We start from the raw sequence: 25,860 nt of genomic DNA, 5'->3' as shown, positions 1-25,860 counted from the left end.
AGCATTAGGGCGCGGGCATCAGCCCGCCCCTGATTCCGGAGGTTATATGCATCAACATGCTCACCCTTGCCGCTGTGGCAAATCTCACCGTCAGCCGCAGCCGCTGTGCTCAATTCGCAGCATAAAACCCGTAACAATGAAAATCTCCGCGGCGCAGCCCGTTACACCAGACAGCGATTGCGGCTGCTGTGACAGCGACAGCGGATCGCCCGGCGGCGAAAGCGACGCCGAAAGCGACAGGCCCGCGCTCACCTCACATCAATTCCGCTGGCAGATTGCTGGCATGGATTGCCCCAGCTGCGCGCGTAAAATTGAAACCGCCGTGCAACGCGTGCCGCAGGTACAACAAGCCCGCGTGATTTTTGCCAGTGAAAAACTGGTGGTTGATGCCGACCACGATATCCGCGCCACCATCGAACAGGTGGTGAAAAATGCTGGCTTCACGCTGAGCGCCAGCGATTCCCCATCGCCTCCTCAACCCGAAAGCCGCTGGCAGGAAAATGCCGGTTTGCTGCTGCTTGGCGGACTAATGCTCGCCAGCTGGCTGCTGAGCCAGTTTTCGCCGCTTTGGGGCGATCGCCTGTTTATTGCCACCACCTTGGTTGGTTTAGCGCCGATTGCCCGCAGTGCCTGGAAACTGCTGCGCAGCGGTTCGCCGTTCAGCATTGAGATGCTGATGACCATCGCCGCCGCTGGCGCACTGGTGATTGGCGCGCATGCCGAAGCCGCGATGGTGTTGCTGCTGTTTCAACTGGGTGAACGCCTGGAAGCTTACGCCGCCGCACGTGCACGCCGTGGTGTCACCGCGCTGATGGCGCTGCGCCCGGATACCGCCACGCGCATCAACGACACGCAGCGGGAAAACGTCCGCTTAGAGGTATTACAACCCGGCGATGTGATTGAAGTGGCGGCTGGCGGACGTTTACCGGCCGATGGCGAACTGTTGCTCGCCAGCGCCAGCTTTGATGAAAGCGCGCTGACCGGCGAATCGCTGCCGGTAGCGCGTGAGCCAGGCGAACAGATCATGGCCGGCGCCACCAGCCTTGATCGTCTGGTGACGTTGAAAGTCATTTCCCAGCCGGGCCAAAGTGCCATTGACCGCATTCTGCAACTGATTGAGGAAGCCGAAATCCATCGTGCGCCGGTTGAGCGTTTTATCGATCGCTTCAGCCGCATTTATACGCCCGCCATTATGCTGCTGGCGCTGCTGGTGATGGTGCTGCCGCCGCTGCTGGGCTTTGGCGAATGGTTGCCGTGGATTTATAAAGGGTTGACGCTGCTGCTGATTGGTTGCCCGTGTGCGCTGGTGATCTCGACGCCTGCCGCCATCACCTCGGGCCTGGCCGCTGCCGCGCGTCAGGGCGCGCTGATCAAAGGCGGCGCGGCGCTGGAGCGTCTCAGTCGCGTGAGTATGATGGCGTTCGATAAAACCGGCACGCTGACCGCCGGTAAACCGCAGATCAGCCACATCCAGCCTTTTGGCGCGATGGCGGAAGACAATCTCCTAAGTATCGCCGCCGCCGTTGAACAAGGTTCCACCCATCCGCTGGCGCGGGCGATTGTCAGCGAAGCCGAGCGTCGCGCGCTCACCATTCCGCAAGCGGCACAGCAGCAAACCCTGGCCGGCAGCGGCATTCGTGCCGCGATCGCTGGCGTAACCTATCAACTGCTCACGCCGCGCGAAGTCAGCCATCTCGACGACGCACAGCAACAGCAGATTGCTGAATTGGAAGCGCAGGGCCAAACCGTGGTGCTGCTGTTGCAGGAGCAGCAGGTGCTGGGCGCGTTAGCGTTGCAGGACCAGTTGCGCAGCGAAGCGATCCGCGCGCTGGCTGAGTTGCAGAAGCTTGGCGTGAATAGCGTGATGCTCACCGGCGACAATCCACGCGCGGCCGCCGCCATTGCGGCTGAACTCAACATCGATTATCGCGCGGGTTTGCTGCCCGCTGATAAAGTTGAGGCGGTGAGGACGTTAGGCGCGCAGCAGGCATTGGCGATGGTCGGCGATGGCATTAACGATGCGCCCGCCATGAAAGCCGCCACCATTGGCATTGCGATGGGCAGCGGCACCGATGTGGCGCTGGAAGCCGCGGATGTGGCATTAACGCAAAACCAGCTGGCGATTCTGCCACGCACCCTTGTGCTGGCACGGCGCACGCGCGCCATCATTCGTCAAAACGTGGCGCTGGCGTTGGGATTGAAGGCGATTTTTCTGGTCACCACGCTGCTCGGCTTCACCGGTTTGTGGCTGGCGGTCTTAGCGGATTCCGGTGCCACCGCACTGGTGACAGCCAACGCGCTGCGCTTGCTGCGTCAGCGTTAGGCGCCTTTTTTAATCAGAAACTGGTACGGCAGGCTTTCGGTCTGCTGTGCCAGCAACTCATGCTCCATAAAGCGGCAGAAACCAGGAATATCGCGCGTAGTAGCGGGATCGTCAGCAATGATCAGCAAGGTTTCACCGGCCTGCATGCTGCGCACGGTTTTACGCACCATCATTACCGGCTCCGGGCAGCGCAGGCCAAGGGCATCAAGGTGATGGTCTGGCGCAGAAAAGGGATCGCTCATGATTCTCTGTCAGTTGTTAGTGATGGGCGCTCATTCTAGCGCGCGAATGAGCCAACGCAAGGCGATAACGATTGCGTTAAAATTAACCATTGCATAAATTGCGCAACGCGTTAAGATGCCGCCGATTTTTTATTTACCATCGTGCCAACGCACGAACCTGGGTTCCCTCACCCCATCACTAAAAAGGCTTACAATGATCAACTTTTCTGCACGTCAGCGCATGCATGCGCTGTTTTGGCTATCGCTTTTCCATCTGCTGGTGATCACCTCCAGTAACTATTTGGTACAGCTGCCGGTTTCCATCTTCGGCTTCCACACCACATGGGGCGCGTTTAGCTTTCCGTTTATTTTCCTCGCTACCGATCTCACCGTGCGTATCTTTGGCGCGCCGCTGGCTCGTCGCATTATTCTGGCGGTGATGATGCCCGCGCTGGTGATCTCCTACATCGTTTCCTGCGTGTTTTATCAGGGCGAATGGCAAGGTTGGGCATCACTGGAAGAGGTAAATCTGTTTGTTGCGCGTATCGCCTGCGCCAGCTTTATGGCTTATGCGCTGGGACAGATTCTCGACGTCCACGTTTTTAACCGTTTGCGCCGTTTATCGCAGTGGTGGATTGCCCCAGCGGCAGCGATGTTCCTCGGTAATATCAGCGATACGCTGGCCTTCTTTTTCATCGCCTTCTACAAGAGTCCAGACCCGTTTATGGCGGCGCACTGGGTCGAAATTGCACTGGTGGATTACAGCTTCAAGGTGCTGATCTGCATGATCTTCTTCCTCCCAGCTTACGGCGTACTGCTGAATGCCATGCTGAAGCGCTTAGCCGAACGTTCCGCGCAGCAGCAGATCAATTTCGGCTAATTGCACATAGACGAAACGCTACCGCACGCTAAGATTTCCTGACATACCGGCGGTTGCTTTTAACCGCCGATTCCGTTTTTATAGCCGTCATACTTCAAACGGCAGATGCGTTGGTTGCACGCGTTCACCCAATCACTTACTCATGTAAGCTCATGGGTTCACGCGCTTACCGCCTTTCTGCCGCTTGAATTATTTAGGCTATAAACCTAAACGACTGGAATCATGTAAAAGGGAAAAGAATGCGTAACGTAGTGAAATATGTGGGTATTGGCCTGTTGGTTATCGGCCTGGCGGCATGTGACCAGAAGAAAGATGATGCGGCAGCGAACAGCAACGGTGCGAGCGCCAGCCAGTCGGCCCAGACGGTTAACCTGATGGACGGCAAACTGAGCTTCTCACTGCCTGCGGGCATGTCTGACAAGAGCGGCAAGCTCGGCTCTGAATCCACCAACATGCACGTCTATGCCGACGAAACCGGTCAGCGCGCGATTATCGTGATTGCGGGCGATCCCACCAACGAAGCGCTTGATGCGCTGGCACAGCGTCTGGAACAGCAGCAGCGCGGTCGCGATCCACAGTTGCAGGTGGTGTCTAACAAAGCGGTAACGCTGAAAGACCAGCCGGCACAACAGCTGGATACGGTGATTTCTGCCAACAATCAGACCTCATGGTCTTCGGTGATTCTGGCAAAAGTGGACGGAAAACTGCTGACGCTGCAGATTACCTTGCCAGCTGATAACCAACAGCAGGCGCAAAGCGATGCAGATAACATCGTCAAAAGCATCACATTGAAATAAGCTTTGGAACGGTCGCCATGAATGGCGACCCTACAAATGGCTCAATGCGGTTTTCGTAGGGTCGCCATTCATGGCGACCTGGTTTGCAACCCTCGCCTTACAATCTCACTGGCGAAATGTGCCAGATCTCATCCGCATACTCCTGAATGGTGCGGTCCGACGAGAAATAACCCATATTGGCGATATTCAGCGCTGCGCTGCGCTGCCACTTGTCCGGCTGACGATAAAGCTTGTCCACCTTGTCCTGCGTATCCACATAGCTACGGTAATCCGCCAGCAGCTGATAGTGATCGCCGAAGTTCACCAGTGCATCAAACAGATTACGGTAACGACCTGGCTCCTGCGGGCTGAACACGCCGCTGGCGATTTGCGTCAGCGCTTGATGCAGCTCGGGATCGTCCTCGTAATACTTACGAGGGTTGTAGCCGTCGGTGCGCAGCTTCTCGACCTGCGGCGTGGTGTTGCCGAAGATAAAGATATTCTCCTTGCCGACATGCTCCAGCATCTCAACGTTTGCGCCATCCAGTGTGCCGATGGTTAACGCGCCGTTCAGCGCAAACTTCATGTTACTGGTGCCTGAGGCTTCAGTTCCCGCCGTTGAAATCTGCTCGGAGAGATCCGCCGCCGGAATAATGATCTGCGCCAGGCTCACGCCATAGTTTGGAATGAACACCACCTTCAGCTTGTTCTTCACCTGCGGATCGTTGTTGATCACATTGGCGACATCGTTGATCAGGTGAATGATGTGCTTCGCCACGTAATAGGCCGATGCCGCTTTGCCGGCGAAGATGTTGACGCGCGGCACCCATTCGGCGTTGGGATCGGCCTTGATGCGGTTGTAGCGCGTAATCACGTGCAGCACGTTCAGCAGCTGACGTTTGTACTCGTGGATGCGCTTAATCTGCACATCGAACAGCGCATGGGGATCAAGCACGATATCCATGTTCTTCGCCACCCAATCCGCCAGGCGTTTCTTGTTGGCGAACTTGGCGTCGGCGATCTGTTCGATAAAGGCCGGATAATCGACCTGCGTGGTCAGTTCATTGAGCTGGCCGAGATCGGTACGCCAGTTGCGGCCAATCGCCTCATCCAGCACGTCGGAGAGCGCCGGATTGGCCAGCGCCAGCCAGCGACGTGGCGTCACGCCGTTGGTTTTATTGCAGAAACGGCCAGGGAACAGACGCGCGAAGTCAGCGAACAGCGATTGCACCATCAAGTTGGAGTGCAGCTCCGATACACCGTTAACCTTGTGGCTCACCACCACCGCCAGCCATGCCATACGAATGCGGCGGCCATCGTTTTCGTCGATGATCGAGATGCGCGCTAACAGCTCCCAATCATCCGGATAGTATTCCTGGATGGTTTTCAGGAAGTAGTCGTTGATTTCAAAGATGATGCTGAGATGACGCGGCAGGATCTTGCCGATCATATCCACCGGCCAGGTTTCCAGCGCTTCGGTCATCAGCGTGTGGTTGGTGTAGGAGAACACCTGACAGGTCACTTCAAAGGCATCGTCCCAGCTGAATTTCTGCTCGTCGATCAGTATTCGCATCAGTTCCGGGATCGCCAACACCGGATGCGTATCATTCAGGTGGATGGCGATTTTGTCCGGCAGATTGTCCCATGTTTCATGCATCTGCCAGTGACGATTGAGAATATCCTGCACCGTCGAGGAGACGAGGAAATACTCCTGACGCAGACGCAGTTCGCGGCCTGAATAGGTGGAGTCATCGGGATAGAGCACGCGTGACACGTTTTCCGAGTGGTTTTTATCTTCTACCGCAGCGAAGTAATCGCCCTGATTGAACTTACCGAGGTTGATTTCGTTACTGGCCTGCGCCCCCCACAGACGCAGCGTGTTGGTGGCATCGGTATCAAAACCGGGAATGATTTGATCGTAGGCCATCGCCACAATCTCCTCGGTTTCCACCCAGCGCACTCGCGCGCCTTCGTGTTGCAGACGGCCACCGAAGCGCACTTTGTAGCGCGTGTTAAAGCGCTGAAACTCCCACGGATTGCCGTACTCCAGCCAGTAATCCGGCGATTCGCGCTGCTGCCCGTCAACGATATTCTGCTTAAACATGCCGTAATCGTAACGGATGCCGTAACCGCGCCCCGGTAAACCGAGCGTGGCGAGCGAATCGAGGAAACAGGCCGCTAAACGACCCAAACCGCCGTTGCCGAGGCCGGGATCGTTCTCCTCTTCCATCAGCTCGCTGAGATCGAGGCCCATCTCCTCCAGCGCCTGATTGAGATCCTCATAAATGCCCATCGCCAGCAACGCATTGCCGAGCGTGCGCCCCATCAGGAACTCCATCGACAGATAATAAACCTGTCGCACATCCTGCGAGAGCTGCGCGCGGCTGGAGCGCAACCAGCGTTCCACCATGCGATCACGCACCGCCAGCAGCGCGGCGTTAAGCCACTCATGCTTATTCGCAATCGATGGATCTTTACCAATAGTAAACATCAGCTTATAGGCAATTGAGTGCTTCAGTGCATCAACCGTCAGCGTGGGTGAGGCATAGGTGAAAGGTGCATTCATATCAAGTATCCCAATCTCTCATTACAGCAAACGTTGATAAAGATCGCGGTAGGCTTGTGCTGCCACCTGCCAACTAAAATCCATCCCCATCGCCTGCCGCTGAACGTAGCGCCAGAGTGCAGGACGAGACCACAGAACAAATGCGCGCCGAATCGCCCGCAGCAGCGACCAGGCATTACTGTCTTCAAAGGTGAAACCGCTGGCAACACCATCCGCCAGGTTCTCAAGCGAGCTGTCTTGCACCGTATCCGCCAGTCCACCGGTGCGACGCACCAGCGGCAGCGTGCCATATTTCAAACCGTACAGCTGGGTTAAGCCGCACGGCTCAAAACGGCTCGGCACCATAATCACATCCGCGCCGCCGACAATGCGGTGCGAGAAGGCTTCGTGATAGCCAATCTGCACGCCAACGCGGCCCGGATGTTCGGCCGCCGCCGCCAGGAAACCTTGCTGCAGCTCGGCATCACCCTGACCGAGCAGCACCAGCTGTCCGCCCTGCGCTAGCAAACCCGGCAGCGCTTCCAGCACCAGATCCAGCCCTTTCTGTTTGGTCAGACGGCTGATAACGCAGAACACCGGCGCCTTATCATCCACCTTCAGGCCCATGGCAATTTGCAGCTGGCGCTTGTTTTCCGCTTTGCTCTCCAGCGTTTCGCTGTCGTAGCGCGCGGTGAGCAGCAGATCGTGCGCCGGGTCCCAAATGCCCGGATCGACGCCGTTCAAAATCCCGCTCAGTCGTCCTTCACGCAGTCGCTGCTCGAGTAGCGCTTCCATGCCGTAACCAAATTCCGGTCGGGTGATCTCCAGCGCGTAAGTCGGGCTGACCGCCGTTATATGATCGGCATAAAACAGGCCCGCCTTGAGGTAAGAAATTTGCCCGAAGAACTCCAGTCCATGCATGTCAAAGAAGGCGCGCGGGATCTGGATCTCATCCAGATGACGCGCAGAAAACAGCCCTTGATACGCCAGATTATGCACGGTGAACACCGTTTTTGCCGGACGACCGCGCGCGGCGATATAGGCGCAGGTTAAGCCTGCATGCCAGTCATGCGCGTGCACGATATCCGGCTGCCAATCCGTATCTAACCCGCTGGCAATCTCGGCGCCCATCCAGCCCAGCAGCGCAAAACGCAGATAGTTATCCACGTAAGCAAACTGCGAGGTATCGTGATACGGGCTGCCGGGACGTTCATACAATCCCGGCGCATCGATTAAATAAATACCAACGCCGTTAAATTGTCCAAAAAGTAAGCGTACCGGTCCGGCGAAAGTTTGCAACTCCGCCAGGACCTCAGTATCAGGAATTCCTTTACGCAGATCCGGATAGGCGGGAATCAACACCCGCGCATCCGTACCATCGGCTATTTGCGCCTGTGGTAATGCACCGACGACATCAGCCAGTCCGCCGGTTTTCAACAGCGGGAAAAGCTCTGAACAGACATGTAAAACCTGCATCCTGAACCCCTATTGTTATCGCACACGTTCCACGCGGCAATTTTCTCTATAATCTTTCGTCACTTACTGACCGCCTCCGGCCAATTTGGCCAGCATGGCGCGCGTCACCAGTACGATGCCCTCTTCAGAACGGTAAAAACGACGGCTGTCTTCGTCGGGGTTTTCGCCAATGACCATGCCTTCTGGTAGCTCGCAGGCGCGATCGATCACGCAGCGACGCAGACGACACGATCGGCCAACCACCACATCAGGCAGCAGCACTGCGGAATCAATGTTGCAAAACGAGTTGATGCGAATGCGCGGGAACAGCACCGAATTCACCACCACCGAACCGGAGATGATGCAGCCGCCCGACACCAGCGAATTCATTGTCATGCCGTGGCTGCCGGATCGATCCTGAACAAATTTCGCCGGCGGCAGCGGCTCCATGTGGGTACGAATCGGCCAGCTGTGGTCGTACATATCCAGCTCGGGCGTAACCGACGCCAAATCGAGATTGGCGCGCCAGTAAGCTTCCAGCGTCCCGACGTCGCGCCAGTACGGCTCGGCGTTTTCATCCACCTGCACGCAGGAGAGCGTGAAGGAGTGCGCATACGCTTCGCCGCTGGCGACGATTTTCGGCAGCAGATCTTTGCCGAAATCGTGGCTGGAATCGGCCACTTGCAGGTCCTCTTCCAGCAGTTGATACAGGTAATCGGCGTTGAACACGTAAATGCCCATGCTGGCCAGCGCGCGGCTGTCATCACCCGGCATTGACGGCGGCTTCGGCGGTTTTTCAACAAAATCGACCACGTTGTTTTCGGCATCCACCGCCATCACCCCAAACGCCGTGGCTTCGGCCAACGGCACCGGTAAGCAGGCGATGGTGCATTTCGCGCCGCGATCGACATGGTCGAGCAACATGCGCGAGTAATCCATTTTGTAGATGTGATCCCCGGCGAGTATCACGATGTACTGCGCGTTGTAGCGGCGAATAATGTCGAGGTTCTGCGTCACCGCATCGGCCGTGCCGCGATACCAGTGTTCGGTAGCGGCACGCTGCTGTGCCGGCAACAGATCGACAAACTCGTTCATCTCTTCGTTGAACAGCGACCAGCCGCGCTGGATGTGCTGCACCAGCGTATGTGACTGATATTGGGTGATCACGCCGATGCGCCGAATGCCCGAGTTGATGCAGTTGGACAGCGCAAAGTCGATGATGCGGAACTTGCCACCGAAGTGCACGGCAGGTTTGGCGCGTTTCGCGGTGAGATCTTTCAGGCGCGTACCGCGCCCGCCAGCAAGGATCAGGGCAACCGTTTGTGTAGGGAGCTGGCGCGCCAGCATCAGATGATCTGTTCTATCTAATTTCACCATGTCTGACTCCTTATGATTGCTTTAGGAACACACACACACCGTGTGCGGGACCGTGCCAGACAGTTGTCAGGATGGGGTTATCTTCCCCGGCGAAAGGAGGAATGGCACGCCACTCTCCGTCTGGTAAGGCGATATCACTCACCGATTCCGTGGCATTTATTGTTATTAACCAGCGGCCGGAGAGCAGGATCTGCATTCTGTGCGTCCCCTGTTCCCACTGCTCGGCTTCCAGTGGTGTGCCGCTGGCATTGCACCACTGCACGCTGCCATCGCCCTCCTGCCACCAGCGATCCTGCGTCAACGCGGGAATGCGCTGACGCAGGCGGATTAACGCAGCAGTGAAGTCGACCAGGCCAAAATCATCCTGTTGCCAGTTCAACCAGGTCAGCGGATTGTCCTGGCAATAGGCGTTGTTGTTACCGTGCTGGCTATGACCGCGTTCGTCACCCGCCAGCAGCATCGGCGTGCCCTGCGCCAGCAGCAGCGTGGTCAGCAAGCCATGCACGCTACGCCGCCGCCGTTCGACAATATCGAAATTAACCTGCAGCCCCTCTTTGCCGTGGTTATGGCTGAAGTTACTGCTGCTGCCGTCGCGATTGTCTTCGCCGTTGGCCTGATTGTGTTTGTTGTTGAAGCTCACCACATCACGCAGCGTGAAACCGTCGTGAGCGGTAATCAGATTGATGCTGGCGTGCGGCAGACGCGCCTCACGCTGGAAAACGTCGCTGGATGCGGCAAAACGGCGGGCGAAATCGCCATTATTCAGTTGACCCTGCAGCCAGTAACGGCGTGCCGCATCGCGAAAATGGTCGTTCCACTCGGCGAAGTCCGGCGGAAAGTTGCCGACCTGATAACCGCCGGGACCGATGTCCCATGGCTCGGCAATCAGCTTCACCTTAGAGAGCAACGGACAGGCTTTGATGGCGGCAAACAGCGGCGCATCCTGATGAAATTCCGGCGTGCGCCCCAACACGCTGGCGAGGTCAAAGCGGAAACCATCAACATGGCAAACGCGCACCCAGTAGCGCAGTGCTTCCAGCGCCCACGCCATCACCTGCGGATGGCTGAGGTTCAGCGTGTTGCCGCAGCCGGTCCAGTTTTGGTATTCGCCGTTGCCATCCAGCCAGTAATAGCTGGCGTTATCCACGCCGCGCAGCGAAATCGTTGGCCCGATCTCTTCCAGCTCGGCGGTGTGGTTGAACACCACATCGAGAATCACTTCGATGCCCGCCGCGTGCAGCGCTTTGACCGCCTGCTGAAACTCCTGCAACGGCGTTAAACCGTTTTCGCCCGAGGCGTAACGCGCATCCACCGCCCACAAGGCAAACGGGTTATAACCCCAGTAATTACTCAACCCTAAGCGGCGCAGGCGCGGCTCGCTGGTGAATTGAGCAATCGGCAACAGCTCAAGCGCGGTGATGCCGAGATGGCGCAGGTACTTCACCATAGCAGGATGACCCAGCGCCGCATAAGTGCCGCGCAGCCTTTCCGGAATTTCCGGATGCTGCTGCGTTAAGCCGCGCACATGCGCTTCGTAGATCACCGTGTTGCCCCACGGCGTGCACGGCGCGCAATCGCCTTCCCAGTCAAAATCTTCGGCAATCACCAGCGATTTCGGCGCGATGGCAGCGTTGTCGGCACCATCCGGTTCACGTTCACCGCCGTTGAAACGCGCGTCGTCCACCACTTCATCCGTTACTGCTTTGGCACAGGGATCGACCAAAAGCTTGGCGGGATTAAAGCGATGTCCCTGCTGCGGTGCCCACGGACCGTGTACGCGATAGCCATAGCGCTGGCCGGGCTTCAGCGCGGGGAAATAGCCGTGCCAGATATCACCGCTGTGCGCGGGCAGCGCGTAACGGCGCTCAGCACCGTGCGCGTCGAACAGGCAGAGTTCAACGCGTTCAGCATGCTGGGAGAACAGCGTGAAATTAACGCCATGCCCATCATAGTGCGCACCTAAGGGTTCCGGCTGCCCCTGCTCCAGCATCAGTCGCTCTCCCGCACCAGCCAAAGCGTTGCCAACGGCGGTAAGGTCAAACTCAGCGACTGCGGCCGACCGTGGCTTTCAATCTCATCGGTGTGCACCACACCATGATTGCGCGTGTCGCTGCCGTGATAATCGTGCTGGTCGGTATTCATGATCTCGCGCCAGCCGCCACGCTGATTGACGCCAAAGCGATAGTGCGGACGCGCTACCGGCGTAAAGTTGCTGACCACGATGATCTCATTGCCCTCGCGATCGCGGCGCACAAACACGAACACCGAATTCTCATGGTCATCGACCACCAGCCACTCAAAACCTTGCCCATCAAAATCGAGCTGATGCAGCGGCGCGAAATGGCGATAAGTGTGGTTGAGATCGCGTACCAGACGATGCACGCCGTTGTGCCAGTTATCCTCGCCTTCCAGCAGATGCCAGTCGAGGCTCGTGTCGTGGTTCCACTCGCGTCCCTGAGCAAATTCATTGCCCATAAATTGCAGCTTCTTGCCGGGGAAGCCCCACATCCAGCCGTAATAGGCGCGCAGGTTGGCGAACTTCTGCCAGGCATCGCCGGGCATGCGATCGAGGATCGAACGTTTGCCGTGCACCACTTCGTCGTGCGACAGCGGCAGCACAAAGTTTTCGGTGTAGTTGTAGAGCATGCCGAAGGTCATCAGCTGATGATGGTAGCGACGATGTACCGGATCGAGTTTCATGTAATCCAGCGTGTCGTGCATCCAGCCCAGATTCCATTTAAACCAGAAGCCGAGGCCGCCATCTTCCGAAGGACGCGTAACGCCAGGATAATCGGTGGACTCTTCGGCTACCGTGACGCTGCCGGGCGCAGCGCGGCCCAGAATGCGGTTGGTATGACGCAGGAACGAAATCGCTTCGAGGTTTTCGCGCCCACCAAAGTGGTTTGGCACCCATTCGCCTTCGGCGCGGCTGTAATCGCGGTAGATCATTGACGCCACCGCATCGACGCGCAGCCCATCAATGCCAAAGCGCTCCATCCAGTACAAGGCGTTGCCGGAGAGATAATTGCTGACTTCACGGCGACCAAAATTGTAGATCAGCGTATTCCAGTCCTGATGAAAACCTTCGCGCGGATCGCTGTGTTCGTAGAGTTCGGTGCCATCGAACTTCGCCAGGCCGAAATCATCACTTGGGAAGTGGCCGGGCACCCAATCGAGCAGCACATTAATGCCGGCATCATGCGCGGCGGCAATGAAATGGCGGAACTCATCGCGCGTGCCAAAACGGCGCGTCGGCGCATACATGCCGAGCGGCTGATAGCCCCAGCTGCCGTCAAACGGATGTTCGTTAATCGGCATCAGTTCGATATGGGTGAATCCCATCTCTTTGACGTAAGGGATGAGCTGCTCCGCCAGCTCTTTGTAGCTGAGCCAGAAATTGTTGTCGGTGTGACGTCGCCATGAACCGAGATGCACTTCATAAATCGAAATCGGCTGGTCAAATCCATTGGCGGCTTTGCGCCGTGGCTGCATCTCGGTTTTCGGCGGCAGCCCGCAGATCATCGAGGCGGTTTGTGGACGCATTTGCGCTTCAAAGGCGAAGGGATCGGCTTTGATGCGCATCTGGCCGGAATTATCGACGATTTCAAACTTATACAGCTGGCCGTTCACCGCGCCCGGTATGAACAGTTCCCAAACGCCGAGTTCACGGCGAAAACGCATCGGATGGCGTCGGCCATCCCAGAAGTTGAACTCGCCCACCACCGATACGCGACGCGCGTTAGGTGCCCAAACGGCGAAGCGCGTGCCGTGTACGCCGTCAATGGTGGTACCGTGCGCGCCGAGGGTTTCGTAAGGACGTAGATGCGTGCCTTCACCCAATAACCAGGCATCCATCTCCTCCAGCAGCGGGCCGAAGCGATAGGCATCATCAATCAGGTTTTGCTGGCCGTGCCAGTTCACCGCCAGCTGATAGCCAAACCGGTTTTTTCGGCGCGGAATCACGCCACAGAAGAAACCGCGTGAGTCGAGGCAGGTAAGCTGGGCGCATTTGCGTCCAGTATTGGTTTCAATCACCCAAACATCGGAGGCATCGGGCAGCAGCGCACGCACTTCAAGGCCCTGGGCAGTTTGGTGCATTCCCAGTAGTGAAAAGGGATCGGCATAATTCCCGGCAAAAAGGGCATTGATCGCCTGGCGATCGGGAAGCTCTGACATGACTTTCTTCCTATGATTTTGCGCAGGCGACCCGAGTCGGCAGGATTATCGCCTCGGGTGCGCTGCTTTTCATTGAGCCATAGGTACACCGCGAGGACACAACCGTCCGTGGGAAAGATCTTCACCGTGTACAACAACCATTCAGTTCGAAAAAACAAAAACAGTTAACAACCGGCACATCTCTGTTAAATCATAGCTTGGGGACAGCAGAAACCAGGGAGGATCGTGAAAAATACTTATCGGGTAAGCAAAAAGGGGAAGCGGATCACTTGTCAGGCACAATTTGCATGACTTTTTGCAGCTTGGATTACTAAAAAAAGGCCGGGAAACCCCGGCCTGTCTGGTTTGCCGCTGCGCTTAGTCGATCAGCAGACGCAGCATACGACGCAGCGGTTCAGCCGCGCCCCACAGTAACTGATCGCCTACGGTGAAGGCGGAAAGGTATTCCGGTCCCATATTCAGTTTGCGCAGGCGACCCACTGGCGTGGTCAAGGTACCGGTGACGGCGGCGGGTGTCAGTTCGCGCATGGTGATTTCGCGATCGTTTGGCACCACTTTCACCCACTCGTTATGTGAAGCCAGCAGCTGTTCGATTTCGCTCAGCGGCAGGTCTTTTTTCAGCTTCAGAGTGAATGCCTGGCTGTGGCAGCGCAGCGCGCCAACGCGTACGCACAGGCCATCAACCGGAATCACATTGCTGGTGCGCAGAATTTTGTTGGTTTCCGCCTGGCCTTTCCACTCTTCGCGGCTTTGGCCGTTATCCAGCTGCTTGTCGATCCACGGAATCAGGCTGCCTGCCAGCGGTACGCCGAAGTTGTCGGTTGGCAAGGTGCCAGAGCGAGTGAAATCGGTCACGCTGCGTTCGATATCCAGAATCGCCGACGCCGGATCCTGCAGGGATTTCGCCACGTGATCGTGCAGCATGCCCATCTGCGTCAGCAGTTCACGCATATGACGCGCGCCGCCGCCCGATGCCGCCTGATACGTAGCAACCGACGCCCACTCAACCAGATCGTTCGCAAACAGACCGCCCAGTGACATCAGCATCAGGCTGACGGTGCAGTTACCGCCAACAAAGGTTTTGATGCCGTTGTCGAGGCCCTGACGAATCACATTATGGTTAACCGGATCGAGAATGATGATGGCGTCATCTTTCATGCGCAGCGTGGAAGCCGCATCAATCCAGTAACCCTGCCAGCCGCTTTCGCGCAGCTTCGGATAGACTTCACTGGTGTAATCGCCGCCCTGGCAGGTGATAATAATATCCAGCGCCTTCAGCGCCTCGATATCAAAAGCATCCTGCAGCGCACCGGTCGACTTACCGCCGAATGTTGGTGCCGCCTGACCAAGCTGTGACGTGGAGAAGAAGACCGGATTGATGACATCAAAATCGCGTTCTTCGCTCATGCGTGACATCAGCACTGAGCCGACCATGCCACGCCAACCAATAAAACCTACATTCTTCATTTTCTGTCCGTCTCGGGTGCTCTCGAAAGAGGCCGTGTGGTGCAAGGAAAAGACTGGCCGAATAATCGTGCCAGTCTGCGTAATAATCAGGTTTACCTATGACCGTCAACTCTACAAAATGCAGCACTTCTGGCAAGTGAATTAATTCGATTGCGTTAACTTTTTCAGCAGTACAACTAATAATGGCTAACCCAACATGACTGAAATGATATCCGCGACCATATTGCTGTTGTTGATTATGGACCCGCTGGGCAACCTGCCGATTTTCATGTCGGTACTGAAGCATCTGGAACCCAAACGCCGCCGCGTGGTGCTGATGCGCGAAATGCTGATCGCGCTGATTCTGATGCTGCTGTTTTTATTCGCCGGTGAACGCATTCTGGCGTTTCTTAATCTGCGCACCGAAACCGTGTCGATCTCTGGCGGCATCATTCTGTTCCTGATCGCCATTCGCATGATATTCCCTTCCGAGGAGAGCAGCTCCAGCGGCTTACCGGCCGGTGAAGAGCCGTTCCTCGTGCCGCTGGCGATCCCGCTGGTGGCCGGTCCGTCGCTGCTGGCGACGCTGATGCTGTTGTCGCATCAATATCCTAATCAAATGACGCATCTGGTCGGTGCACTGCTGATCGCGTGGGGCGTGACGGTGGTGATTTTGCTGATGTCAGGGCTGTTTTTACGCCTGCTGGGCGACAAAGGCGTTAACGCGCTGGAGCGCCTGATGGGATTGATTTTGATTATGCTGGCGACGCAGATGTTTCTGGATGGGATTCGCACCTATCTGAAGTTGTAACAGCAGAGAGGTGCGTTTTGTAGGGTCGCCATTCATGGCGACCGCTGTTTATTTGAACCGCAATTACTTCTGCTTCTTATCGATCGGTTTACCCGACCAGTAACCGGCCAGCAGCGAACCTGACAGGTTGTGCCACACCGAGAACAGCGCGCCCGGCAGTGCAGCCAACGGCGAGAAGTAAAGTTTGCCCAGCGTCGCCGCCAAACCTGAGTTCTGCATGCCGACTTCCAGCGCCAGCGTGCGGCAGGTCGATTCATCGAAGCCAAACAGCTTGCCACCCCAATAACCGCCCAGCAGACCAATCGCGTTGTGCAGGATCACCGCCACAATCACCATCAAGCCGACGGAACCGATAAAGCCCTGGCTGCCTGCCACCACCGCACTGATGATCAGCAGAATACACACCATTGAAAACGCCGGCAGATACGGCTCAACGCGGCGCACCACGCTGTTCATGGAGTGATGGATAATCAGGCCGAGGCTAATCGGAATCACCACGATTTTCACGATGCTGAGCAGCATGCCCACCACATCCACCTGAATGTGCGTATCAACGTAGAAGCGAGTCAGCAACGGCGTGGCGAAAACCCCCACCAGCGCCGACACGGATGAGATGGTCACCGACAGCGCCACATCGCCCTTCGCCAGATAAATCATCACGTTAGAAGCGGTACCGCTGGCCACGCTGCCGACCAGAATCATCCCTGCTGCCAGATCAGGTGGCATCTGGAATAGCTTTGCCAGGCCCCACGCGGCCAGCGGCATCACCAGATAATGCAGGAAAGTACCGGCGATCACCGGCGCCGGACGCACCAGCACGCGTTTGAAATCATCGATATTTAGCGTCACGCCCATGCCGAACATGATCAGCATCAGCAGGTAAGTCACCCACGGCCCAATGCCGAGAAAGGTGGTGGGAGAATAATAAGCAGCGACCGAGAGCAGCACGGCCCAGAGCGGGAACAGGCGGGTAAGTTTGCCGAGCATAACCAGACTTCCTTAGGAATTTTTTTATATTGCCACAGATGAAATGTCGCGCAGGGAACGACCACAGCGACGGACGCGGGATCATAACATTTCATTATCTTGACGTAAGGCGGGAAGTCGCTTGCGGGGGAAAATGCGGATCGGCTGCTGCCGATCCGCAGAAATACGGCGAAGTTACTCTGCTTTTTCCAGTACAAAGCGGTAGATCGCACCACCAATCGCGGCACCGATAATCGGTAACAACCAGAACATCCACAGCAGTTTCAACGCCTAACCCCCTGGAAGATCGCCACAGCGGTGCTGCGCGCCGGGTTAAAATGGCCGCCTGAAATATGGCCGACGGCAAATGCCATCACCAACACCGTCAAACCAAATGCCAGCGCGACACCGGCAAAACCAATAGCTAATTCTGGAAAAGCCGCAGCCAAAACCGCACTACCACAACCGCCTAAAACCAGTACAAAGGTGCCGAGTTTTCAGCCACTGATCTTTTCAAATCTATCCATCAAAATAATTTAATGTTTTCGCGGCGGCGATTATCGTTTTCGGCGATTAAAGCGCAACCGCCGAATGTAAGATTAGTGTGATTTTTAGGCAATACCAACGAAAAAAAGACGGTTCTCGCGAGCTATAATGGGGATCATCAGAAATGTCGGGATCGAAAGAGCGGCTGCCGCTGGGCTTAAAATATTATTTAACAAATTTAATCAATAAAAAAGCCGGACAATGTCCGGCTTAATTCATTCTGCTAAAAATTTGCCTTAAGAACCAAAAAGATTCTTATGCAGCGCGCGTACCACTTCTTCCGCATCTGGGGTTGGAACCAGGAAGCAAAGGTTATAACTGCTGGCACCGTAGCAAATCATGCGCAGGTTAAACGGCTCTAGTGCGCCGAATACTTCTTTACCCACGCCGCAGGCTTTTGACAGGTTGTTGCCGATGATCGCCACCAGCGCCAGGTTCTCTTCCACTTCCACACGGCACAGTGAAGAGAGTTCGGTCAACAGCGCCTGGGTCAGCAAGCTGTCGCCGGTGGTGGTTGAACCGGTGCTGTCCAGCGTCAGCGCCACGCTCACTTCGGAGGTGGTCACCAGATCGACAGAGATACTGTGGCGCGCCAGGATGTTAAACACCTCGGCAAGGAAGCCATGTGCATGCAGCATGTTCAGGCTGTGCAGCGTTACCAACGTCTGCTTGCGACGCAGCGCCAGCGCACGGAACAGCGGTGGATTTTTGGTTTCGTTGCAGACGCGCGTACCGCCTGCGGCCGGATCTTTGCTCGAACCGACAAATACCGGGATATCGCTGCGTACGGCGGGCAGCAACGTTGCTGGATGCAGCACTTTGGCACCAAAGATCGCCATTTCCGCTGCTTCTTCGAAGGTAATTTCTTCGATGCGTTTAGCGGTGGACACCACGCGTGGATCGGTGGTGTAGATACCGGCCACATCAGTCCAGATATCAATACGTGCGGCCTGCAGCGCTTCGCCCAGCAGCGCAGCGGTATAATCGCTGCCGCCACGACCGAGCGTGGTAGTGCGGCCTTTGATTTCACTACCGATAAAGCCCTGCGTTACCACTAGCGCTTCCGCAATGCGCGGCTGCAGTTGTGTTGCGGCCAGCTCTTTCAGCGTCGCCACTTCCGGTTCTGCGCGACCAAAACGATCGCTGGTGCGCATCACTTTACGCACGTCAAACCATTCACTGTTGACCTGACGCTCACGCAGAATCTCCACGAACAGCAGCGTCGACATCAACTCACCGTGGCTCACCAGCTCATCGGTCAGCGCATGTGAGGTCGCCAGCGAAGTGGCTTCAGACAGCATGGTGATGTTTTCCAGCATGCGATCAATCTCATCGCGGATCACATCCGGCGATTGCAGACGATCGATGATGGCGTATTGAATGCGGCGGATTTCATCCAGCAGGTAAGCGCGCTGCGCTTGTTCCTGACCTTCAGCAAGGGCAACCAGCAGATTGGTGACGCCAGCGGAGGCTGAGAGCACCACTAAACGCGTATTGGCATCCGACAGCACAACATCTGCACTGCGGTTCATAGCATCAAAATCGGCAACGCTGGTGCCGCCAAATTTAGCCACGATAAGAGTTTGGGACATATTACGAACCCCGTGTCAGGTTATCTTTCTTCCGTTTTGGGGCGGAAGACATAGTAGCAGCCTAGGCACAAGAGAAGAGCAGAATTGGGCAGACAAGATCAGTAGTAGACAAGTCACCAAAAGCGCTTCACCTTGCGAACCGTCCGACTGTGGACGATTCTGGTGACAACCCAGAGGATTCAGCCCCTGCAGCCGACAGTGCAACACCCCGCGTGTTGCCCCACCTCGGCGTCACACCCCCTGATGTGTTCTCTGCGGATACGGATCCTCAAACACACTGCCTGGGCGACGCGCCTCTTCTGGCTTACACCCGGAGGTGTAAGTAGCGCGCATAAATTACTGATTATTTTCCCCCCTGTCCATCCCTGCACTTTGAGGATTTCTCACTTTTACACTTCGGTAAACGCATCGTTGAACAAACGTGCCCGTCAACCGCGGCCTAAAGTAGTGTCCGAATCAGACAAAAGCGGCTTTTTTCTGATACGGCACAGGGAATTCTCCTGGCGCAGCACCGACAATCGCTGCCGGATTTACCTGAAACAGTGCGGCCACGGTCACAAATTTTTTCCCTTCATTGGTAACTGTGGTCATACTCTTCCCCGTGCAAGAGTGTTATGGATGCCGGGCCAGCAGGATGCCCCGGATGGAATGACGGTTCTTATTTCAACTAGAGTGTTGCCATGAAAAATATCAATCCGACACAAACCGCTGCCTGGAAAGCGCTGCAGCAGCATTTTGAACAGATGAAATCGGTGCAAATCGCCGACCTGTTTGCGCAAGATGCCGATCGTTTTGCGAAATTCTCTGCCACTTTCGATGACCAGATGCTGGTGGATTTCTCAAAAAACCGCATCACCGAGGAAACCCTCGAAAAATTACAGGCGCTGGCTAAAGAGACCGATCTGGCAGGCGCCATCAAATCGATGTTCTCTGGCGAGAAGATCAACCGCACCGAAGAGCGCGCAGTACTGCACGTTGCGCTGCGTAACCGCAGCAACACGCCAATTGTGGTGGACGGCAAAGATGTGATGCCGGAAGTCAACGCGGTGCTGGCGAAGATGAAAGGCTTCTCCGAGCGCATCATCAGCGGTGACTGGAAAGGTTATACCGGTAAAGCCATCACCGACGTGGTGAACATCGGTATCGGCGGTTCAGACCTCGGCCCATTCATGGTGACCGAAGCGCTGCGTCCGTACAAAAACCACCTCAACATGCACTTTGTTTCTAACGTCGATGGCACGCACATCGCCGAAACGCTGAAAGATCTCAGCCCGGAAACCACGCTGTTCCTGGTGGCATCAAAAACCTTCACCACCCAAGAGACCATGACCAACGCCCACAGCGCGCGTGACTGGTTCCTGAAAACCGCCGGCGATCAGCAGCACGTGGCGAAGCACTTCGCTGCGCTGTCGACCAACGGTAAAGCGGTAGGTGAATTCGGTATCGATACCGACAACATGTTCGAGTTCTGGGATTGGGTTGGCGGCCGCTATTCACTGTGGTCAGCTATCGGTTTGTCGATCATTCTCTCCATCGGCTTTGAGAACTTCGAGCAGCTGCTGAGCGGCGCACACGCGATGGATAAGCACTTCGCTAATACGCCTGCCGAGCAGAACCTGCCGGTGTTACTGGCGCTGATCGGTATCTGGTACAACAACTTCTTTGGTGCCGAAACCGAAGCGATTCTGCCGTACGACCAGTACATGCATCGCTTTGCTGCTTACTTCCAGCAAGGCAACATGGAATCCAACGGTAAATACGTTGACCGTGAAGGCAATCCAGTGGATTACCAGACTGGCCCAATCATCTGGGGCGAGCCAGGCACCAACGGCCAGCACGCGTTCTACCAGTTGATTCATCAGGGCACCAAACTGATTCCATGCGACTTCATCGCACCGGCGCTGAGCCACAACGTGCTGACCGATCACCATCCGAAGCTGCTGTCGAACTTCTTCGCGCAGACCGAAGCGCTGGCGTTTGGTAAGTCACGCGACGTGGTAGAGAAAGAGTTTACCGATGCCGGTAAATCTGCCGAATCTGTCGCGCACATCGTGCCGTTCAAGGTGTTTGAGGGTAACCGTCCAACCAACTCCATCCTGCTGCGTGAAATCACCCCATTCAGCCTCGGTTCACTAATTGCGCTGTATGAGCACAAGATCTTCACGCAGGGCGCGATTCTCAACATCTTCACCTTTGACCAATGGGGCGTTGAGTTGGGTAAACAGCTGGCAAACCGTATTCTGCCAGAGCTGGAAAATGACGCTGAAATTAGCAGCCACGATAGCTCCACCAATGGCTTAATTAATCGCTATAAATCCTGGCGTTAATTTCCCGGCTAATTTGCAGAAGGCGGCGTAATTGCCGCCTTTTTTTATGTCAACCAGGCCGCCTCACTCGCAATATTGTTTTTACTGCATTAAATAGGGTTAGAAAATTCTTAAAATGGCGTAAGGAAATTCGTAATTCACTTCAATCTACTGCAGATCACTCCGCTTTAAAATGGACCTAATTTAACCCAACCTATAATTTATCCATCTGATAGATATATGATTTTTATTTAAGCCTGCTGAGCAAATTCCGATTATTCCCATTCCGTACCAATATTTAGTGCAAAAGTGAAAAATTCTGCCGGGAAATCACCAGGTATGCAGTTGTTCTACTAGTCCAAAAAAAGGCATTTAAAAAAAGCAGCTAACGCCAATTCGCCTTATTTATCACCAGAAACATCCCTGGTTTCTGCCCTCTTTTACTCATGCTGAACTCTGGTAATTTGTTGCCCTATACTGAACGCGCCCGAAATCTGGGTAAATCCTACATTCATTGATTCATATAAATGCAGGAAACGTTGTCATGAAAAAACTGATGGTTGCCGGTGCAGCCTTACTTTACGTTGCCGTTTCTTCCGCTGCGATTGCCGCGCCGGAAGAAGCTGGTGCTGCAGCAGGCGCACAGGCGGGAGCAATCTCAACTGGCGCGTCAACCGCTGTGGGTATCGGCGCGCTCGGTGCGTTAGTGGGTCTCGGCATTGCTGCTTCTGGCGGCGGTGACGGTGCAAATACCGGTACAACAACAACCACCACAACGAGCACCACTCGTTGATGTAACACCTTTAAGCATAACCACACACCCGTGTGGTTATTTTTTGCTTGGCTTATTTAGACAGGGATACACAGTGCGCCGACTCTCTTTGCTACTTCTTTGCCTGTTGTTGCAGGCCTGCACACAAACGCAAAAAGGCCTCGAACAAACCGTGATGCTGGCCGTGAACGGCCCGGATGATGTCACGGTCAGCGACGAACAGGTTGCTAACCTGCCCTACGCCAGCCTCTATGCCCGCATCAATCAAGGTCCGCGCATTTTCGTGGTGCTCGGTTACAACGAAAACGGCCAACAGAAGTGGATCACCCAGGATAAAGCGATGCTGGTGATGCAGCATGGCCGCCTGATCAAAACCCTGGGTTTACCGAGCAATCTCACTGACGTCAGTAACCTGGCGCAGGATCCGCTCGCCGATGCGCTGCATCTGCAAAACGGTACCAGCTGGACGCGCGTGGTGCAGTGGCGCGAGCAAGACAAAGTGCGTGCCGCCACCGCCGTCTCACGTTTCGATCGCGGTGACGATACGGTGCTGGATATCGCCGGTGAACGCGTGCCATGCCGCGTCTGGCATGAAACCGTGCGCATGGAAAGCCTGGGCGCGGAGTGGCAGAACACCTTCTGGATCGATAACCGCGATGGCACGGTGCTGCAGGCCAACCAGATGCTGGCCGCCGATGCCTTCCCAGTTGAAACCACTATTCTGAAGCCGGCGAAATCATGAAAAAAATAACTCCAATGCTGGCAGCGTTAACGCTGCTCACGGCTGGCCACGCACTGGCGGCGGCGCAAGTCACCGTGCACGATTTACAGGGAAAAAACACTCTGCAAATCAACGATGCGCAGAATCTCAGTCAGTTACTCACCCATCCTGAACTGCGCAGTTGGTGGCCAGGCACGGTGATTGCCGAGCGCGGCGCAACTTCCCTAGCACAGCAACAGCAGGAACAGCTGCTGGCCGATCTGCGCACATGGCAAGCCGACAGCGGCGAGTCTCTGGCCGCAACTATCGGCTCGGTTATCCACCAGCTTGGCGCGATGCAGGTAACGGGCCGCCAGTTCACCTCGCTCGATCCCGACGCCGTGCGCCTGCGTCCACAGGATAACCGCACGCTGCAAGGCAGCTATGATCTCTACGCGCTGGCGCCGCCGACGCAGGTGTTGGTACTGGGGGCGTTGAGCAATCCGGGTAAAGAGAGCTGGCAGCCGGGCCGTGAAGTGCGTGATTACCTCGACGGCCACGATCGCCTTTCCGGCGCGGAACGTAGCTATGCCACGGTGATTGCACCGTCCGGCAGCACTCAGCAAGTGCCGGTCGCGTACTGGAATCATCGCCATATCGAAGTGGAACCCGGCAGCATCATCTGGCTCGGTTTCACCTCATGGAGCTTGCCATGGGGCCAAAGCGATTTAAATGCGCGCATGCTTTCCGTTCTGACTCACCGGATACCAGACTGATGAAAAAACAATTACTTCTCAGCCTGTTGGCTGCTTCTGTTTCCGCCGCTTGCCAGGTGCATGCGGAAACCTGGCCTGAACCGGTCGGTCCTTCGCAATCAGATTTTGGTGGCGTCGGCCTGATGCAGACGCCGACCGCGCGGATGGCGAAAGAGGGCGAATTTAGCGTCAACTTCCGCGATAACGATCAATATCGCTACTATTCCGCCTCACTGCAGCTGTTCCCGTGGCTGGAAACCACCGTGCGTTATACCGATGTGCGTACCCGCCGTTACAGCGCGGTGGAAGGCTTTAGCGGCAACCAAAGCTATAAAGATAAAGCCTTCGATGTGAAGCTACGTTTATGGCAGGAGAGCTATTGGTTGCCGGAAGTGGCGGTTGGCTCGCGCGACTTAGGCGGCACCGGCTTGTTCGACAGCGAATATTTGGTGGCCAGCAAAGCGTGGGGGCCATTCGATTTCAGTCTCGGTATTGGCTGGGGTTATCTCGGCAACAGCGGCACCCTTAAAAATCCATTTTGCTCCTACAGCGACAGCTATTGCAGCCGCAGTGGCGGCGGCGAAACCGGCACCATCAACGGTTCACAGATGTTCCACGGCCCGGCAGCGCTGTTTGGCGGCGTGGAATACCAAACGCCGTGGCAGCCGTTGCGCCTCAAGCTGGAGTACGAAGGTAACGATTATCAGGATGATTTCGCCGGTCGCCTGGAGCAACGTAGCAAGGTTAACGTCGGTGCGATTTATCGCATCACCGACTGGGCGGACATCAACGCCAGCTACGAGCGCGGCAACACCTTTATGTTCGGCTTTACTCTGCGCACCAACTTCAACGATCTGCATCAGTCGCACATTGATAGCCAGAAGCCAGCCTACAACCCGCAGCCGCAGGGCGACCTGTTGCAGCCAACGGTGGTGGCGAACCAGCTGACCGATCTGAAGTACAACGCGGGACTGAACGGCCCACATATTCAGACCAAAGGCAGCACGCTGTATGTCTCAGGCGAGCAGACCAAATATCGCGACACGCGCGAAGGTGTCGATCGCGCTAATCGCATCATCATGAACAATCTGCCGGCTGGCATCGATACCATCGACGTCACCGAGTCGCGCTTTAATATGCCGCAGGTCAGCACGCGCACCAACGTTGCCAGCCTGCACAACGAGCTGACGGGTTATCCGCTGGGCCATGAACAGCCGCTGCAGCAGACGCGTGAAGATCCGGTGGATCCCGGCACCACCGAGCAAGGTTTCTTTATCCGCAAAGATCGTCTGAACTACAGCCTGTCGCCAGTGCTCAATCAGTCGGTTGGTGGACCAGAAAGCTTCTACATGTATCAGGTTGGCGTGATGGCCAATGCCGATTACTGGCTTACCGATCACCTGTTGGTCGGCGGCAGCCTATTTGGCAACATCGCCAATAACTACGACAAATTCAACTACAACGGCGCTCCGGCGGATTCCACACTGCCGCGCGTGCGCACGCACATTCGTGATTACGTTGAGAACAACGTTTACGTTAACGACCTGCAAGCCAACTATATGCATGCGCTGGGCAACGGTTTCTACGGCCAGGTTTACGGCGGTTATCTGGAAACCATGTATGGCGGCGTTGGCGGCGAAGTGCTGTATCGTCCGATTGATAGCAACTGGGCATTCGGTGTTGATGCCAACTACGTGAAGCAGCGTGATTGGGACAACATGATGCAGTTCACCGATTACAAAGCGCCAACCGGAAATCTGACGGCGTATTGGCGCCCATGGTTTATGCAGGATGTGTTGGTGAAGGCCAGCGTCGGGCAGTATCTGGCGAAGGATAAAGGCGTGACGCTGGATGTGTCGAAGCGCTTTGACAGCGGCGTGATGGTTGGTTTCTATGCCACTAAAACTAACGTCTCTGCCGAACAGTATGGCGAAGGTACCTTCACCAAAGGCTTCTACATTTCGGTGCCAATGGACCTGTTTACCGTGACACCAACGCGTGGCCGTGCACAGGTGAACTGGGTGCCGTTGACGCGTGATGGCGGTCAGATGTTGGGCCGTAAATATCAGCTGTATGATCTGACGTCAGATCGGGATGCGCGGTTTAATTAATTGATTTATATACATTAATCGTAGGGTCGCCATTTATGGCGACCTTTTTAATTTGTGCGTGCATGTAAGAAGGTCGCCATGAATGGCGTCATGCTTGTCAGT

19 protein-coding genes, 1 pseudogene and 1 riboswitch are annotated in these 25,860 nt (G+C 55.9%); of the genes and pseudogenes, 9 read left to right on the top strand and 11 right to left on the bottom strand.

The annotated features are described in order from the left end of the window. The first annotated feature begins 46 nt into the window (after positions 1–46). Positions 47–2,323: a zinc/cadmium/mercury/lead-transporting ATPase gene (locus tag PanJK_RS14235; protein ID WP_265300597.1), complete on the top strand. Its 2,277-nt coding sequence runs from the start codon at positions 47–49 to the stop codon at positions 2,321–2,323. Here PanJK_RS14235 and tusA read toward each other — a convergent pair. Further along, a complete protein-coding gene (gene tusA, locus PanJK_RS14230) occupies positions 2,320–2,565 on the bottom strand; it encodes a sulfurtransferase TusA (RefSeq protein WP_265300594.1) in 246 nt (81 codons plus the stop codon). The genes PanJK_RS14235 and tusA overlap by 4 nt on opposite strands. A gap of 193 nt (positions 2,566–2,758) precedes the next feature. Between tusA and PanJK_RS14225 the strand changes: the two genes are divergently transcribed. Together PanJK_RS14225 and PanJK_RS14220 are read left to right on the top strand one after the other, a co-directional pair. Beyond that, positions 2,759–3,424, top strand: coding sequence for a 7-cyano-7-deazaguanine/7-aminomethyl-7-deazaguanine transporter (locus PanJK_RS14225; RefSeq protein ID WP_256698121.1), 666 nt, complete (start codon positions 2,759–2,761; stop codon positions 3,422–3,424). 239 nt (positions 3,425–3,663) lie between these two features. Then, complete coding sequence (locus PanJK_RS14220) at positions 3,664–4,221, top strand: DcrB family lipoprotein (RefSeq protein WP_256698120.1); 558 nt, start codon at positions 3,664–3,666, stop codon at positions 4,219–4,221. Between the two features lie 97 nt (positions 4,222–4,318). On the opposite strand, the gene glgP is transcribed toward PanJK_RS14220, so the two are convergent. The 6 genes from glgP to asd all read right to left on the bottom strand — a co-directional run bounded on the left by glgP (position 4,319) and on the right by asd (position 15,220). Then, positions 4,319–6,766: a glycogen phosphorylase gene (gene glgP, locus PanJK_RS14215; RefSeq protein WP_265300592.1), complete on the bottom strand. Its 2,448-nt coding sequence runs from the start codon at positions 6,764–6,766 to the stop codon at positions 4,319–4,321. A gap of 21 nt (positions 6,767–6,787) precedes the next feature. Next, positions 6,788–8,221 carry a glycogen synthase GlgA gene (gene glgA, locus PanJK_RS14210; protein ID WP_256698118.1) on the bottom strand — a complete coding sequence of 478 codons (1,434 nt, stop codon included), beginning with the start codon at positions 8,219–8,221 and terminating at the stop codon, positions 6,788–6,790. Between the two features lie 63 nt (positions 8,222–8,284). Beyond that, complete coding sequence (glgC, locus tag PanJK_RS14205) at positions 8,285–9,577, bottom strand: glucose-1-phosphate adenylyltransferase (RefSeq protein ID WP_256698117.1); 1,293 nt, start codon at positions 9,575–9,577, stop codon at positions 8,285–8,287. A gap of 10 nt (positions 9,578–9,587) precedes the next feature. Next, on the bottom strand, positions 9,588–11,567 hold the full coding sequence (gene glgX, locus PanJK_RS14200) for a glycogen debranching protein GlgX (protein WP_265300589.1): 1,980 nt from the start codon (positions 11,565–11,567) through the stop codon (positions 9,588–9,590). Further along, a complete protein-coding gene (gene glgB, locus PanJK_RS14195) occupies positions 11,567–13,753 on the bottom strand; it encodes a 1,4-alpha-glucan branching enzyme (RefSeq protein WP_256698115.1) in 2,187 nt (728 codons plus the stop codon). Before glgB ends, glgX begins: the two co-directional genes overlap by 1 nt. A 357-nt stretch (positions 13,754–14,110) precedes the next feature. Then, positions 14,111–15,220 (bottom strand): aspartate-semialdehyde dehydrogenase, encoded by a 1,110-nt coding sequence (gene asd / locus PanJK_RS14190; RefSeq protein ID WP_008109860.1) that lies wholly within the window; start codon positions 15,218–15,220, stop codon positions 14,111–14,113. A gap of 196 nt (positions 15,221–15,416) precedes the next feature. Here asd and PanJK_RS14185 point away from each other — a divergent pair, with 196 nt between their 5' ends. Then, a complete protein-coding gene (locus tag PanJK_RS14185; RefSeq protein ID WP_008109858.1) occupies positions 15,417–16,010 on the top strand; it encodes a YhgN family NAAT transporter in 594 nt (197 codons plus the stop codon). 63 nt (positions 16,011–16,073) lie between these two features. Here PanJK_RS14185 and panS read toward each other — a convergent pair whose 3' ends face one another. The 4 genes and pseudogenes from panS to PanJK_RS14165 all read right to left on the bottom strand — a co-directional run bounded on the left by panS (position 16,074) and on the right by PanJK_RS14165 (position 19,705). Beyond that, complete coding sequence (gene panS / locus PanJK_RS14180) at positions 16,074–16,997, bottom strand: ketopantoate/pantoate/pantothenate transporter PanS (RefSeq protein WP_008109856.1); 924 nt, start codon at positions 16,995–16,997, stop codon at positions 16,074–16,076. Positions 16,998–17,302: 305 nt separating this feature from the next. Then, a pseudogene (locus PanJK_RS24000) lies at positions 17,303–17,455 on the bottom strand (aquaporin); the annotation flags it as partial. A gap of 303 nt (positions 17,456–17,758) precedes the next feature. Further along, a complete protein-coding gene (gene lysC / locus PanJK_RS14170) occupies positions 17,759–19,114 on the bottom strand; it encodes a lysine-sensitive aspartokinase 3 (RefSeq protein WP_176973482.1) in 1,356 nt (451 codons plus the stop codon). A 112-nt stretch (positions 19,115–19,226) separates the two neighbouring features. Then, positions 19,227–19,421, bottom strand: a riboswitch (Lysine riboswitch). A 149-nt stretch (positions 19,422–19,570) separates the two neighbouring features. Next, positions 19,571–19,705 carry a hypothetical protein gene (locus tag PanJK_RS14165; RefSeq protein ID WP_265300584.1) on the bottom strand — a complete coding sequence of 45 codons (135 nt, stop codon included), beginning with the start codon at positions 19,703–19,705 and terminating at the stop codon, positions 19,571–19,573. 89 nt (positions 19,706–19,794) lie between these two features. Here PanJK_RS14165 and pgi point away from each other — a divergent pair, with 89 nt between their 5' ends. From pgi to PanJK_RS14140, 5 genes are all read left to right on the top strand, one after another. After that, positions 19,795–21,441, top strand: a complete 1,647-nt coding sequence (gene pgi, locus PanJK_RS14160; RefSeq protein WP_008109851.1) for a glucose-6-phosphate isomerase — start codon at positions 19,795–19,797, stop codon at positions 21,439–21,441. Positions 21,442–21,964: 523 nt separating this feature from the next. Continuing rightward, positions 21,965–22,213, top strand: a complete 249-nt coding sequence (gene yjbE / locus PanJK_RS14155; protein WP_008109848.1) for an exopolysaccharide production protein YjbE — start codon at positions 21,965–21,967, stop codon at positions 22,211–22,213. Positions 22,214–22,286: 73 nt separating this feature from the next. Further along, the gene (locus PanJK_RS14150; RefSeq protein ID WP_265300578.1) at positions 22,287–22,934 is read left to right on the top strand and encodes a YjbF family lipoprotein; all 648 of its coding nucleotides are present in this window, start codon (positions 22,287–22,289) and stop codon (positions 22,932–22,934) included. Next, complete coding sequence (locus PanJK_RS14145) at positions 22,931–23,668, top strand: capsule biosynthesis GfcC family protein (protein ID WP_265300576.1); 738 nt, start codon at positions 22,931–22,933, stop codon at positions 23,666–23,668. Before PanJK_RS14150 ends, PanJK_RS14145 begins: the two co-directional genes overlap by 4 nt. Continuing rightward, positions 23,668–25,758 (top strand): YjbH domain-containing protein, encoded by a 2,091-nt coding sequence (locus tag PanJK_RS14140; protein ID WP_154194817.1) that lies wholly within the window; start codon positions 23,668–23,670, stop codon positions 25,756–25,758. The genes PanJK_RS14145 and PanJK_RS14140 overlap by 1 nt, the downstream gene beginning before the upstream one ends. Positions 25,759–25,860 lie beyond the last annotated feature (102 nt).

Source organism: Pantoea sp. JK (assembly GCF_026130245.1).
GTDB classification, from domain to species: domain Bacteria; phylum Pseudomonadota; class Gammaproteobacteria; order Enterobacterales; family Enterobacteriaceae; genus Pantoea; species Pantoea trifolii.
The sequence above is the reverse complement of the archived record's forward strand: the minus strand, read 5'-3'. Positions and strand labels throughout refer to the sequence as shown.

Coding starts and splice junctions, on each gene's coding strand:
- PanJK_RS14140 (WP_154194817.1), top strand. CDS start 23,668: ATGAAAAAACAATTACTTCTCAGCCTGTTGGCTGCTTCTGTTTCCGCC.
- glgC (WP_256698117.1), bottom strand. CDS start 9,577: ATGGTGAAATTAGATAGAACAGATCATCTGATGCTGGCGCGCCAGCTC.
- glgX (WP_265300589.1), bottom strand. CDS start 11,567: ATGCTGGAGCAGGGGCAGCCGGAACCCTTAGGTGCGCACTATGATGGG.
- yjbE (WP_008109848.1), top strand. CDS start 21,965: ATGAAAAAACTGATGGTTGCCGGTGCAGCCTTACTTTACGTTGCCGTT.
- PanJK_RS14235 (WP_265300597.1), top strand. CDS start 47: ATGCATCAACATGCTCACCCTTGCCGCTGTGGCAAATCTCACCGTCAG.
- pgi (WP_008109851.1), top strand. CDS start 19,795: ATGAAAAATATCAATCCGACACAAACCGCTGCCTGGAAAGCGCTGCAG.
- glgA (WP_256698118.1), bottom strand. CDS start 8,221: ATGCAGGTTTTACATGTCTGTTCAGAGCTTTTCCCGCTGTTGAAAACC.
- glgP (WP_265300592.1), bottom strand. CDS start 6,766: ATGAATGCACCTTTCACCTATGCCTCACCCACGCTGACGGTTGATGCA.
- tusA (WP_265300594.1), bottom strand. CDS start 2,565: ATGAGCGATCCCTTTTCTGCGCCAGACCATCACCTTGATGCCCTTGGC.
- panS (WP_008109856.1), bottom strand. CDS start 16,997: ATGCTCGGCAAACTTACCCGCCTGTTCCCGCTCTGGGCCGTGCTGCTC.
- glgB (WP_256698115.1), bottom strand. CDS start 13,753: ATGTCAGAGCTTCCCGATCGCCAGGCGATCAATGCCCTTTTTGCCGGG.
- PanJK_RS14145 (WP_265300576.1), top strand. CDS start 22,931: ATGAAAAAAATAACTCCAATGCTGGCAGCGTTAACGCTGCTCACGGCT.
- lysC (WP_176973482.1), bottom strand. CDS start 19,114: ATGTCCCAAACTCTTATCGTGGCTAAATTTGGCGGCACCAGCGTTGCC.
- asd (WP_008109860.1), bottom strand. CDS start 15,220: ATGAAGAATGTAGGTTTTATTGGTTGGCGTGGCATGGTCGGCTCAGTG.
- PanJK_RS14185 (WP_008109858.1), top strand. CDS start 15,417: ATGACTGAAATGATATCCGCGACCATATTGCTGTTGTTGATTATGGAC.
- PanJK_RS14220 (WP_256698120.1), top strand. CDS start 3,664: ATGCGTAACGTAGTGAAATATGTGGGTATTGGCCTGTTGGTTATCGGC.
- PanJK_RS14225 (WP_256698121.1), top strand. CDS start 2,759: ATGATCAACTTTTCTGCACGTCAGCGCATGCATGCGCTGTTTTGGCTA.
- PanJK_RS14165 (WP_265300584.1), bottom strand. CDS start 19,705: ATGACCACAGTTACCAATGAAGGGAAAAAATTTGTGACCGTGGCCGCA.